Raw genomic sequence first — 13,488 nt, 5'->3', positions numbered from 1 at the left:
TTATTCCCCTTTTAACACATTTGCGGTTTGAATATTTAAAGCCCGTTTGGTTGGTACAATCACCGCAATAAAGGCAACCAATAACGATAAGACGATAGTAATTGGAATAACTGGCAGACGCATATCAATATAAGATTTGAATACGGTTAATCCAAGTAATTGTGCCAAGATGTAGCCGAGAATCAGTCCCGCAACAATTGCGCAAAGTGCAATGATCAGAATTTCGGTACTAATTTGCTTAATGATGTCACTTTGTTTTGCACCTAAAGCTTTTTGCAGTGCAAATTCTTTTGCTCGCTCACCAACAATCGCAATCAATGTGGTATTCACACAAAGGGTGGCGAGAATCAAAATGACTAATGAGATTAAGCCCATCAATCCTTTGATTTTATCTAAAATCTGCCCTTCAGACGCTGAGACTTTTCGAATTGGGCGAGCAGTTAGATCTGGTTGGCGTTGCATAATGTCTTGCGCAAATTGTGCGACGTTACCTTGTTCATTTTTGACATTGAGCAAGGCGTTGTTTGCCAATCCTTCTTTATCTAACCAGCTTTGTGCAAATTCTAAGCTGACGATTAACATATTGTCTGTGGCATCACCCGCCTCAACAATACCTTTTATCGTGAATTCATGTTTTTCAACAGAATTTTTAGAAAGCTTTAATTTACTTCCAACGCCTAAATTAAGGCGTTCAGCTAAAGTTTTGCCAATCATGGCATTACGATCGTCAAAATTGACATTAATAGCTGACCCGGTAATTTGCCAATAAGGCGCGAGAACATGCATATCTTCAAACCACACGCCCATAATAACGATTTTTTCTAAATCACTTCGCGCTACGCCATATAAATAAGGGCTGGCTGCTGTGATGAAATTATCCGGTGCATGATGAAGAATTTGCTTTAATTGGCGCTCTTTCATCAAACCACCATTGGCCGCACCAATGTAAAAGTTTGCCCCAAAGGTACGGAGCTCTTGGCTCATTTTGGTATTAATATCAAAATATACTGCTGCCATTGCGGTAACAATAGACGCACCGACAGTCAACGCAGAGAAGATAATAAATACCCGTTGTAAACGTAGGCGTAATGCTTGGAAGATTAAACGCCAAAACATACTTTTATTGGCGGCCATACAGCACCTCCACAGGGTAAAGTTTGGCAATACGATGGGCTGGGAACCAAGTGCCCACCACAGCAATTAAAATAGACAGCATTAATACGCAAGGGATGACAATCCAAGCGAAACTCAGTGGTACACCAAATAGCGCTGAACCAATAAATCTTGCTAAGCCCCAACCTGCAATACAACCAAGAGTGCCACCAATTAAGGCACTGATAATGGCTTCGCAATAAAATAATAAAGCGATTTGCCACTGATATGCCCCTAAGGCTTTCATTAGACCAATTTCTTTTGAGCGCTCAATGATCCCTGTACTCATTAATGAGGCAATTCCCATGGCTGCTGCGATTAAAGCGGCGAGAGTAACGACAGCAAGCAATAATTGGATTTTACCAATGACTACACCTTCTGATGCGGCAACCTGCCAAATTGGGCGAACAATGGCACCAGAGATAGCTTCTTCTAACTGATGTGAAATAGACGAAACATAAGCCGTACAATACCAACGATCGTACTCTTCAGCATCCAATGCATCGGTATTGGCACGCGCTTTACGAGAAAGGTCATTTTCAGGCACGGTCAGTGCAGAAACTTTAACTGATTGAATTTTCCCTTCTAAACCCAGTAATTTTTGTACAGCATTGAGTGGCATGACTAATTGATTATCTTCAGCACCACCTGTAGATAAAATACCGGTAATTTCAACTGCACTTTGATTATCAAGTTTATCATTTTGATAGTGGAGCTGGATTTTGTCACCTTGTTTTAGGCCAGTTCGTTGTGCTAATTGTTCACCAATGAGAGCAGGAATAAATTCACCTTCAGGCGTTTCAAGGTCGTTGACCCATTCCCCTTCAACATGCCAATAAGGACTAATAATTTTTTGGCCAGTATGGAAATCATCTTCATCTGGTACAGGAATGCTGTGATCGAAAAATGTACCAAGCACATTAATTTGTCCAAGTGCGGTCGATTTTTCATGAGTTTTATCAGAAAGAATTTCTGCTTTCACATCTGCACTTAATAATGGCGCAAATCCCACAATGTTATTTCGCCAGAAAATATCTTTAATGTTAGGCAGTTCTTTTTCATCGAGGAAATCTTGGCTACTTAAATCTGTGTTGTGACTGAGCTCATCAGGTAAGGCTGCATTACTCGCAGGTTCGACTAAAATATTGGCACCGTAAGATTTGAGTTCTTTCGCCATTTTGTCGCCGATATCAATAGAAACAGCCAATAGCGCAGAGACTAATCCCGCAGCTAAGAAAATAGTCACCACTGCTAAAAACTTACGTTTTATGCTAAAACGCCAAGATTGGAATAACATTCTTGCTAGCATTATTCCCCCTTACCTAAATATTTTTCAGGGTTATCACGGAATAAATCGAGGTTTTTCTCGCTTTCAAAGAAGTAAGTTTTACCTTCATAATTGTATTTGTGCTCCGTTTTAGTGTTTTTCATTTGGGTGCCACTAATCGGATCTTTTACATCGATTTCAACAATCGTGCTAAATAAATTCAGCCCTTCTTCTAAGCCGGTTCGATTAATGAGAATTTCAGTCTCAGTTTGTTGCCAATCTTCAATCGGTACAGGATTACAGCCACCCGGTTTACCAATAGATGGAATAAACATATGTACGCCGCAGCCCACACAAACGACTTGGTTACCTTCCATGACATAGCCTTGGTCACCACAAAGCAAGCAGGCATCAAATACTGCAGCTAGACTTAATTTATCTGGTTGACGATTAATAACAAAGAAACGCACGGCTTTACCATCATCAGCAATCCAGACAAAACGGTGTAATTTACCATCTTTTACTTGCTCAATTGGAATATGGACTTGTTGCTTTTCATCTAAGGTCAGAGGAATCGCTTCTGAAAGTTGTGGTGGACGAGAAGCAATTTGCTCCCAATAAAGTTGTGTAGCAAAAATAATTGCCAAGGCCAAATAGCCCCATCCAAGTAAGCGAGAGGAGTTACGCAATGCGGCTAATTTTTGGCGTTTTTCAATTGGCTCTTGTGTGGCATTAACTTGTTTCTTGCGTGATAAATGAATTTTGCCGTAAAAGATGGCAAGTACAACGAAGAGTAATACTGCACAGATGTAATTTAACCAGCGAGTGATTTCGCCTGATTTCGCAACAAAACTTAAACGAGGCTTGGTAAGCTCAAGCACCTGAAGTTTCATTAAAATCAATAAGAGTTCACCAATAAGTGGCACAAGCAAGCAAACTAAGAGAAGGCTAATTGCACCTTTTAAAAGTGCGGTAGATTTTTGTTGTGTTTTTACCGCTTGTTTTAGAAGTAAATAGATCCAGCCTTGTAAGCATAAACAAAAAACAAAGGCAAAAATGACCGCACTGATATGTAAGATCGAATCGGTATTGATAACATCAGTAGAAACGAGAGCAGTAATGTTGGGATCTTTTGCCCAGAAGCTTCCCGCGATGAGCATTAATACTGTTTGCCAAAAGGCAGGTAAGCGACCTTTGCCGAAAATTAAACATAAGGCAAAGATAATCAATAGCGCCAATATCACCGCATTGACGATTAAATTGGTTTTTTGTCCCGTAGGTAAACTAAGGCGCAGTACGATACCGGCAATAAAACCGAATAGGCTAAGCCAAATTATTTTTTTTGCACTTACAGAGGATTGTTTACTGTGATAAACACCGAGCAATAATGAAAAAGGTAAAAGTGCTTGAAGCAGGAAAGTAAAAAAATAATTCATAGTTTGACCATTTAATAGGATAAAACAGACGATATTTTAAGGTTAAATGAAATGCTATTGCCTTCCCCTGAAATACAAGGGAAGGCAAGTCGGTAAAATTAATATTTACCTTAGATTATTTGATGCCGGTGAATTTGAATTCATAGCTTACATCAAATGGTTTCCACCAACGGCCTACACCCGTTTCAGAGTCAGTATGACGGTGCATACCTGCTTTTGATGGTGGGTCGATGTGGTAAGTTAATTTATAGTTACCCACGCCCATCATTTTCACGTTTGCACCATAGTGAGGACCGTCACCTGCTACCATTGGCATGAAAGTACCTTCTTGTTTTTCACCAGTATCAGTATTCACTAAAGTGTAGTTGATGGTTAAGTAAGGCATCCATTCACCATCACCAAAGCCATTTTTGTTACCTTTTACTGCGTGGATATCCGCTTCTAAGTGGATATCTGATTTCGCTGCAGGTAAACCCATGCCACGTGGTTCCATATCGATTGGTTTGAGATAAACCGCTGCAATTTCCATTTCATTCATGGTAACCGCTTCGCCGATTGGATATTCTTGGAATGCGTTTGCAGTAGACGCGGTAAAAATACCCGCAAATAATGCTGTTGCTAAAAGTGCTTTTTTCATTGTTTTTCTCCTAAAGGATTGTTGGGTATTACGCGGCTTTTTTGCTTTGATATTTCATAATAAACAGAGCAAATACGGCTGCGATGAGTAAGATTGCTTGTGGGATTAGGGTTTCCATATAAGGATAAATACCTAACCACGAAATTTCAGGCACGCCGCTAATCAGCGTTGGCTCGAAAAGTTTGCCTTCAATGAGTTCTAAAACAGATTTACCGGCGAATACAAAGGCCATTAAATACATAAAAGAACCCGTGAACATAAAGAATGGTTTAAGCGGTAATTTCACCACGGTATAACGCATCACGAAGTAGCAAATGGTGAGAATAATTACACCGACAATGATACCTGCGAAAAGGTAAATAAAACTGACCGCACTTTTCGCATCACCCACGAGGGCATAGTAGAACAATACAGTTTCTGCCCCTTCACGATACACGGCTAAGAAGCTAGTAAGCCATAAGCCAATGAGTGAGCCAGTAGTGAGGGCAGTAGAGAGTTTTCCTTCTAAATAACGTTTCCAGTTTTGTGCTTCGACTTTGGACAATAACCAGTAACTCATCATAAAGAGCATGACTACAGCAAAAATCATCGTAAAGCCTTCGAGCAATTCGCGGTTTTGACCTGAATTTTCAAAGATAAGTTGGAAGATAAATGCGGTAACCACACTGGCAATTAATGCCACATAAACAGATTGGCGGATAACTGGCAATTTATCTTGGTGGTTATTTTTAATTAAGTAAGTCACAATAGCCGCAACAATTAATAAGGCTTCCAAACCTTCACGAAGGATGATTAAAAGGCTATATAAGAACATAGACCAATCGCTTTGTTCTCCGCCCTGTAACATTTCAACTGCTTTAGTTAAATTCTGGTCTAAACCATCAGCTTGCTCTTGTAACTTATCACCTTGTTCAGCTTTCATTAAGCTGACTAAACGGGTGAAGTAGCCTTCAAGTTGCGCTTTAAAGTTGCTATCACGAGAACCAATTTTGTTTTCCATCCCCGTACTTTCAAATACGTCGAAATAGGTGTCTTGTACGGAAAGAATCGCTTTTTTGCTTTCACCTTGTTGATAGAGCGCAATAGCTTGTTGAATACGTTGGTTGATCTCTTGTTTAATCTTATTCCAATCTTGCTCTTGTTGATTATCTGTTGCTTGCTGCGCTGCATTGGATTGAACATTTTGTTCTTCACGTGTCGTTGGCAAGTTAGGCAAGTTTTCTTCAATATCTTGTAATAATTGCGTACTTTGATAGCCAATTTCTGTGATTTGATCGGCTTGTTCACTTAAACGGATGATATTGTAAAACTGTTGATTAATCGCCGCTGAAGTTTCTGCAGAGCGATTTTGGCGAATGGACATTTCCATTTCTGAATTTTTATAGCCATCGTATTGCGCTTGTTGGAACAATTTTTTTGCGTTAGCGAGATCACCATTTTGATATGCTTCTAGCCCTTGAGCGAGCAAATCATCAATGGTTTTAAAACTTTGTTGCCAATAAGGGGCAATCTCTTGATTATCATAAACACCATGTTGACCATTGGCATTGAGCTGATGACCTTTAATCAATGATGGCAACACTTCTTGTAATTCTTTTTTAAGTTGATCGATTTTAGCTTGAATCTCTTGTTGTGAACTGCCTTCACCGATCATTTTACGGATCTCACCAAAAGTCGCTTCCATTTGGTAACTTTTTTGTGCGGAGAAATTGATACGAATCGGACCTTCTAGATTTTCAAACACTTCAAAATAAGCCATTTGAACTTCAGTGCGCGCATCATCAGTATTACCTTGCTGGACAAGTTGAGCGGTTTTGTCTAAGCGCGACGTAATATCATTAACCCACTGTTGGTAGTTGTCTTGTGCAAAGAGTGAAGAAGAGAAGACGAGTGAAAAAATTAAAAAGAAAAATCGAATAGAACGGAATAGCATCGTCTATTTACCTCAAATAAAATTAATTCCTATTTATAATTATCCTTTGATATCAGTGAAATGACAATAAATAATTCTAATTTTTGTGATGGAGATCAAAAAATTCACAAGAGTCGGAAATGTCTAGAGGGTGATTGTATGCTTAAAAGAATAAAGCGCCTTTGTTAGGCGCTTTATGGAGATATAAAAGTGCGGTTAAAAATAAGCGAGTTTATTGAGCGGGTGCGCCTTCTTCAACAGGCGCTTTGTTATCTAACACATCCCATACACTTTCTTGTTTTGCTGATTCCGGTTGCTCAGGTTGTGGCGATTGCGTAGTTTGTGCAGCGGTAGCAGTTGCCGTACTCGTTGTTTGTGCAGACGCACAGAAGTTTTGATCTTTATTTGCCCAAACTGGAATTGTTCGATTACTACCACAGCTCCAACTACCGTAAGCATTAATGCCAACCCATTTAATTGTAGAAGGTTGTCCGAGTTTTAGTTTTTCAATAACGACACGGTTTAAATAATCTTTATAGATTTGTAATGCACCTGAGGCTCCCGTCAATTTGGTTTCACCGTTATCATCACGACCTAGCCAAATGGTGCTGACATTTTTACCATCAATACCGACAAACCAAGTATCACGGGCATCATTGGTCGTGCCTGTTTTACCTGCAAGACGAAGATCTGCGTAATCATTTTGTAAGCTACGCGCGGTACCACGTTCTACGGTTTGTTGCATCGCATACAAGGTTTGATAAGCTGCTTCTCTCGGCACCACTTGATCCGGCACGGTATTGTGTTCATAAATAATATTCCCTTGACGATCGGCAATGCTTTGAATGGTACTTAACTCAATTTTGCCACCTTGATTTGCAATGGTTTGATAGAGTTTAGTCACATCATAAGGTGAAATACTATAAGAACCAAGCAAGGTTGCAGGCACTTTTGGAATGGCTATATTATCCCAGCCCATGGCTTTTTGCGTATCGATCACTTTGCTTAAACCGACTTTCATTCCAATATTTACCGTTGGAATATTCAGCGAGCGAGCAAGGGCATCCATCAACATCACCGAACCGCTGTATTTGCGATCGTAGTTACGAGGTTGCCAAGGTTGGCTACCTTTAACATAAATCGTGATTGGCTGGTTTTGAATTGGCGTATTTAAACGAAATTGTTCCGGATTCATCAGTGCGGTCAAATAAATGGATGGTTTTACCAAAGAACCAATTTGACGTTTTGACATTAAGGCTCGGTTAAATCCGGCATATTCTGTTTGTAATCCACCGACAACAGCACGTATTTCACCCAAGTAATAATCCGCGACAATCATTGCGCCTTCTAAATGTGGATTTTTAGTTTGTATTTGTAATTGATTAACCGTATTCACCACAGCATTTTCAGCTTGTTCCTGTTGTTTTAAATCCAGAGTGGAGAAAATTCTCGCACCAAGTAGTGCAGACGTTTTATTTTCACCTAATTGACGGCGAAGATCCGCTTGTAAGGTTTGGATGAAAGCAGGGTATTTACGTGAAATTTGACCTTTAGCTTGCACGCCTAATGGACGTTTACTCAACATCTCATACAACTCATCCCCAATCATTTGGTGATCAAGCATTAGTTTTAATACCACATTTCGGCGATCGAGTGTATATTGTGGATTTCGCCATGGATTATAAAGGGATGGACCTTTAACCATGCCAACTAAAAGGGCAATTTGGTCTAGACTAATTTCACGGATGGAGCGACCAAAATAGAATTGGCTCGCCAATGCAAAACCGTGAATTTGGGTATCACCATTTTGACCAAGGTAAATTTCGTTAAGATAGGTTTCTAAGATACGGTTTTTATCATATCGCCAATCTAATACTAATGACATCAACGCTTCATTGGCTTTACGGGTAATAGAACGTTCGCTCGATAAGAACAAGTTTTTAACTAATTGCTGTGTGAGCGTACTGCCGCCTTGAACCGTTTGACCTGCTTTAATATTGGCAATCATTGCACGCACAATACCCACTGGATTAATCCCGTTATGATCGTAAAAACGGCGATCCTCTGTGAGTAATAAGGCATCAATGAGTAAGCGAGGGTATTGTTGTAATGGAATCGCCAAACGATCTTCATTATCTGATTCCAACATCGCAATTAATTTAGGCGCAAGACGGAATTCATCAACCGCTTTTACATTGACTAAGTCTTCAATACGAGAAAGTTTGTTATCCGTAAAACGTAAACGTAATACACGTTGTGGCTCTGGTTTGTCAGGGTAAGGGAATGCACGACGAAGTAATACGATGGTGTCCTCTTCGAGTTTAAAATCACCCGGTGCTGCAATCATTGTGGTTTGACGGTATTCGTTATCAAGTAAGATTTGAATCACTTCGTCAAAAGAAAGGTTATCAGAAAGTTTTACGCTTTCTAAACGGCTATACACTTCTGCCGGTAAACGCCAAATTTGGCCATCCATTTTAGAGCGAATTTGCCAATCCAAATAGCTACCATAAAACACGGCAAGCGTCCCTAAAGTAAAGGCTGCTTTAGCTAAAAAGATTTTACAAGAACGGCGTTTATCTGGCGCTTGTGTTTCTTGTTGTTCAGGTGAGGTGTTTTCCGTTTCCGACATAATAGTTAGCTTCAGAGAATGAGGTTAAGCAATAAATTCAAAATAGGCATTAAGAAAGTGGATGAAGTCTGTTGTACCGCAGAAGGCAATACTTTCTTCATCATAATAATGGAAGTCGTCTTCTAAAATTTCATCTGTTTCAATCGCAAGGTTATTGGCGCGAATCATCACTTCATCGGTATTGATAAAAAGCGTGTATTCTGAACCAATTAACGTGACTTCATCATTATTTTTAATCTGCTCACAGGCAGAAAGTGCGGTCAAAAACACTTGAGGATTTGACCGCACTTCTGAATTAAACCAATTGGCTAGCGCAATGTGTTCCATTGAACATTTGGCGTGCACATTGCCTAGATAATGGGTAAATTGAAAATCCATATTAGATGCTGAATGACGAACCACAGCCACAGGTGCTGGTTGCATTTGGATTGTTCACCACAAAACGAGAACCTTCCAAGCCTTCAGTGTAATCCACGGTGCCACCAATTAAGTATTGTAAACTCATTGGGTCAATCACTAATTGCACACCGGCTTTTTCAATGGTTAGGTCACCTTCATTGACTTTATCGTCAAAGGTGAAACCGTATTGGAAACCGCTGCAACCGCCACCAGTAATATAAACGCGTAATTTTAGTTCATTGTTTTCTTCTTCGCTAATTAAACTTTTTACTTTATTAGCTGCCGCATCAGTAAAAGTTAGCGGTACGGCCATATCTAAATCTGACATATCTCTATCCCCACTTTCCTAAAAATAATCCTTGTATTATCTAATAACCTGTTAATTCATTCAAGATTTTTCACGGAATTAGTGCTATTATATGCGAATAAATCAGAATTAAATAAGGAGAAATAATGGGCATTCCATTAAGAACTGAAGAAGAACTTGTTAAGTTACGTGAAGCGTGTAAATTAGCGTCCGATGTTTTGGTCATGATCGAACCTTATGTCAAAGAAGGGGTGACCACAGGTGAATTGGATCGCATTTGTCACGATTATATGGTGAATGTACAAAAAGTGATTCCTGCGTGCTTAAATTATCATGGTTTTCCAAAAGCAACCTGTATTTCTATAAATGAAGTGGTTTGCCATGGTATTCCAAGCGACGATAAAAAATTAAAACAGGGCGATATTGTCAATATTGATGTGACCGTGATTAAAGACGGTTATTTCGGAGACAACTCTAAGATGTATGTCGTGGGTAAAACCAATATTCGTAGCCAAAAATTGGTTGAAGCCGCACAAGAAGCGCTTTATGTGGGATTGCGTACAGTTAAGCCTGGCATTCGTTTAAATGAAATTGGTAAAGCGGTACAAAAATATACTGAAAGCCAAGGCTTTAGCGTGGTACGTGAGTACTGTGGCCACGGCGTGGGAACTGAATTCCACTGCGAACCTCAAGTATTACACTATTATGCTGATGATGGTGGTGTGGTTTTAAAACCTGGCATGGTATTCACCATTGAGCCAATGATCAATGCGGGTAAAAAAGAAGTGCGGGTTATGGGCGATGGTTGGACAGTAAAAACCAAAGACCGTAGTCATTCAGCGCAATATGAACACCAAATTGTCGTGACCGAAACCGGTTGTGAAGTCATGACAATCCGCGATGAAGAAATTGCGGAAGGCCGAATTCAACGTGTAATGAATAACCTTTAAATTCAGCTAAAAGCCTACGATAGTGGGCTTTTTTTATAATTGTTTTGTTTGTGGAATACCTATGCTTTTTCCTTATCATTTCGATTCTCCACTTACGCCAAGTGCGGTCAAAATCCAGCGTGAAAATTTGAAGGAATTTGAACGTCAGAATTTTTCTGATTATTCTGTTTTTGAGCTAATCGCTAACCGTACACAATTTTGTGATGATTTGTTAAAACAGCTTTGGCAGCAATTTGAACTAGATAAAGCTCATCTCACCTTAATTGCGGTAGGCGGTTATGGCAGACAAGAAATGTTTCCTTTATCTGATTTGGATGTTCTTATTCTTTCAAAAGAAGAAAGAGGCGTTGAAACGGAAGAAAAAATTGCTCAGTTTGTGCAGTTCTTGTGGGATTGTGGATTCGACGTAGGGCATAGTGTTCGTTCTTTGGAAGAATGTGAAAAGGAAGGTAAACAAGACATTACTATTGCCACCAATTTGCTTGAGTCTCGCTATTTATCGGGAGATGTATCGCTTTTCAATGCGTTAGGTGAAATATTGAAAAAGCCAGATTTTTGGGCGGTAAAATCATTCTTTGATGCCAAAGTACAAGAACAAATTGAGCGTTATCAGCGCTATCACAACACCAGTTATAATCTAGAACCTGATTTAAAATACAGCCCAGGTGGCTTGCGGGATCTTCATCTTTTATATTGGATCGCATTACGTCATACCGGAGAAATGACCCTTGATGGCATTTTGGAAAGCGGCTTTATTTACCCATCAGAACACCAACAATTATTAGAAAGCCAAGAATTTTTATTCAAAGTGCGGTTCGCTTTACACTTGATTTTAAAACGTTATGACAACCGACTGCTGTTTGATCGTCAAATTAAAGTGAGCGAGATGCTTGGTTTTGAAGGCGAGGGAAACCGTGCTGTCGAAAAAATGATGAAACGTTTTTTCCAAGCTTTACGCACGATTTCTCGTCTGACCGATATCCTGATTAAACATTATAAAGAGCATTTTTTATCAACAGATGGCGAGCTCTCTATTCATCCTTTGGATGAGAATTTTGAATTAGTGAATCAAAGTTTGTGTTTACGTAAAAACGATCTGTTTTTACGTTATCCAGATCATATTTTGGATCTTTTTTTCTATCTTACCCAGCATGAACAAGCCGAAATTCATTCTTCAACGTTACGTCAATTACAGATTGCGTTGGAAAGTTTGACACTGAAATTATGTGATATTCCTGAAGCAAGGGAGAAGTTTATTCGGTTATTTAATCAATCGAAAGCGATTCAGCGTGCATTCCTCCCAATGCACCAATATGGTGTGTTAACGGCTTATTTGCCACAATGGCAGGGGATTGAAGGCTTGATGCAATTTGATCTCTTCCATATTTACACGGTGGATGAGCATACCTTGCGAGTGATGTTGAAATTGGAAAGTTTCTTAGCCGAAGATGAGGCAGAATCACATCCCATTTGCCATCAAATATTTACTCAAATTTCTGACCGCACTTTGCTTTATGTTGCCGCACTTTTCCATGATATAGCGAAAGGGCAAGGGGGGGATCATGCGGAGTTAGGGGCTGAAGACATCGCTGACTTTGCTCGTTTGCATGGTTTTGATCGTCGAGAAATTGAAACAATGATCTGGTTGGTGAAAGAACATCTGCTCATGTCAATTATCGCACAGCGTCGAGATATTCATGATCCGGAAGTCGTGATGAACTTTGCAGAAAATGTGCAAAATCGTGTTCGTTTAGATTATCTTACTTGCCTGACCGTTGCGGATATTTGTGCGACAAATGGCACATTATGGAATAGCTGGAAGCGTTCTCTTTTTGCCTCTTTATACGATTATACGGCGCAACAATTCCGCCAAGGGATGGATTTATTATTAGACAATGAAGAAAAAATCCTTGAAAATCGTCAATTGGCGTTGGCAATTTTATCCGAAGATAAACCAGAATTATCGGAAGAAAAAATTTTAGCACTCTGGCAAGGTTGTCCAAATGATTATTTTTTACGAAATAGCCCAAAACAAATTGCGTGGCATACCGAGTTATTAACTGAATTTGATGGTGAAGTACTGGTTAAAATCAGTAACCGATTTTCTTCTGGTGGGACAGAAATTTTCGTTTATTGCCCAGATCAAGCTAATTTGTTTAATAAAGTGGTTTCAACTATTGGTGCGAAAAAATTTAGTATTCATGATGCGCAAATTTTAACATCCGATGATGGCTACGTATTCGACAGCTTTATCATCACAGAATTAAATGGTGAATTAGTTCGTTCAGAACGACGTCGAGAATTAGAGACGGTATTAACTTCTGTTTTATTAGACGAAAAATTGCCGTCAATGTCTTTTGCAAATAATCGACAGTTACAACATTTCACCGTAAAAACAGATGTACGTTTTTTGAAAGAAACTAAAAAAGAGCATACCGAATTAGAAGTGGTGGCTTTAGATAAACCCGGTTTATTGGCTCAAATCAGTCAAATTTTTACCGAATTAAAACTCAATATTTGTAATGCAAAAATTATGACTGTGGGAGAAAAAGCCGAAGACTTCTTCATTCTGACAAATGAAAACGGAATTGCATTAAGCGAAGAGGAAAGGGGATTGTTAGAAAACGTGCTTTATGAACGCTTATAATATGAAATAAAAAAGTACGGTTAAATTTGATCTGCACCCCAAAAGTTGGACTCAACAAACCAACAATTGAGGTGCAGATTTTTTATGGGTAAACACTACACAATCAAATTTAAATTACAGGTTCTTCAACCTATTTTGAATGAGAAAAT

10 protein-coding genes are annotated in these 13,488 nt (G+C 39.3%); 2 read left to right on the top strand and 8 right to left on the bottom strand.

Annotated elements, in window-relative coordinates:
• The 8 genes from DPV97_RS08865 to erpA all read right to left on the bottom strand — a co-directional run bounded on the left by DPV97_RS08865 (position 1) and on the right by erpA (position 9,763).
• A complete protein-coding gene (locus tag DPV97_RS08865) occupies positions 1-1,134 on the bottom strand; it encodes an ABC transporter permease (RefSeq protein ID WP_070713165.1) in 1,134 nt (377 codons plus the stop codon).
• Positions 1,121-2,461 (bottom strand): ABC transporter permease, encoded by a 1,341-nt coding sequence (locus tag DPV97_RS08860; protein ID WP_070713166.1) that lies wholly within the window; start codon positions 2,459-2,461, stop codon positions 1,121-1,123. The genes DPV97_RS08865 and DPV97_RS08860 overlap by 14 nt, the downstream gene beginning before the upstream one ends.
• A complete protein-coding gene (locus DPV97_RS08855) occupies positions 2,461-3,855 on the bottom strand; it encodes a Fe-S-containing protein (RefSeq protein WP_070713169.1) in 1,395 nt (464 codons plus the stop codon). The genes DPV97_RS08860 and DPV97_RS08855 overlap by 1 nt, the downstream gene beginning before the upstream one ends.
• Before the next feature lie 115 nt (positions 3,856-3,970).
• Positions 3,971-4,492: an iron transporter gene (locus tag DPV97_RS08850; RefSeq protein ID WP_005696223.1), complete on the bottom strand. Its 522-nt coding sequence runs from the start codon at positions 4,490-4,492 to the stop codon at positions 3,971-3,973.
• A gap of 28 nt (positions 4,493-4,520) precedes the next feature.
• The gene (locus DPV97_RS08845; RefSeq protein WP_070713171.1) at positions 4,521-6,425 is read right to left on the bottom strand and encodes an FTR1 family iron permease; all 1,905 of its coding nucleotides are present in this window, start codon (positions 6,423-6,425) and stop codon (positions 4,521-4,523) included.
• 211 nt (positions 6,426-6,636) lie between these two features.
• Complete coding sequence (gene mrcB, locus DPV97_RS08840) at positions 6,637-9,036, bottom strand: penicillin-binding protein 1B (RefSeq protein WP_070713174.1); 2,400 nt, start codon at positions 9,034-9,036, stop codon at positions 6,637-6,639.
• A 24-nt stretch (positions 9,037-9,060) separates the two neighbouring features.
• The gene (locus tag DPV97_RS08835) at positions 9,061-9,414 is read right to left on the bottom strand and encodes a YacL family protein (RefSeq protein WP_049363168.1); all 354 of its coding nucleotides are present in this window, start codon (positions 9,412-9,414) and stop codon (positions 9,061-9,063) included.
• 1 nt (position 9,415) lies between these two features.
• The gene (gene erpA, locus DPV97_RS08830; RefSeq protein ID WP_005696219.1) at positions 9,416-9,763 is read right to left on the bottom strand and encodes an iron-sulfur cluster insertion protein ErpA; all 348 of its coding nucleotides are present in this window, start codon (positions 9,761-9,763) and stop codon (positions 9,416-9,418) included.
• Positions 9,764-9,888: 125 nt separating this feature from the next.
• On the opposite strand from erpA, the gene map reads away from it, so the two are divergent.
• Both map and glnD read left to right on the top strand, forming a co-directional pair.
• Positions 9,889-10,692 (top strand): type I methionyl aminopeptidase, encoded by an 804-nt coding sequence (map, locus tag DPV97_RS08825; RefSeq protein ID WP_070713177.1) that lies wholly within the window; start codon positions 9,889-9,891, stop codon positions 10,690-10,692.
• A gap of 61 nt (positions 10,693-10,753) precedes the next feature.
• Positions 10,754-13,339 (top strand): bifunctional uridylyltransferase/uridylyl-removing protein GlnD, encoded by a 2,586-nt coding sequence (gene glnD, locus DPV97_RS08820; RefSeq protein WP_070713180.1) that lies wholly within the window; start codon positions 10,754-10,756, stop codon positions 13,337-13,339.
• Positions 13,340-13,488 lie beyond the last annotated feature (149 nt).

Origin of the sequence: Haemophilus parainfluenzae (assembly GCF_003253005.1) — a bacterium.
Lineage (GTDB): Bacteria > Pseudomonadota > Gammaproteobacteria > Enterobacterales > Pasteurellaceae > Haemophilus_D > Haemophilus_D parainfluenzae_M.
This window is presented reverse-complemented; position numbering and strand designations above follow the sequence as displayed.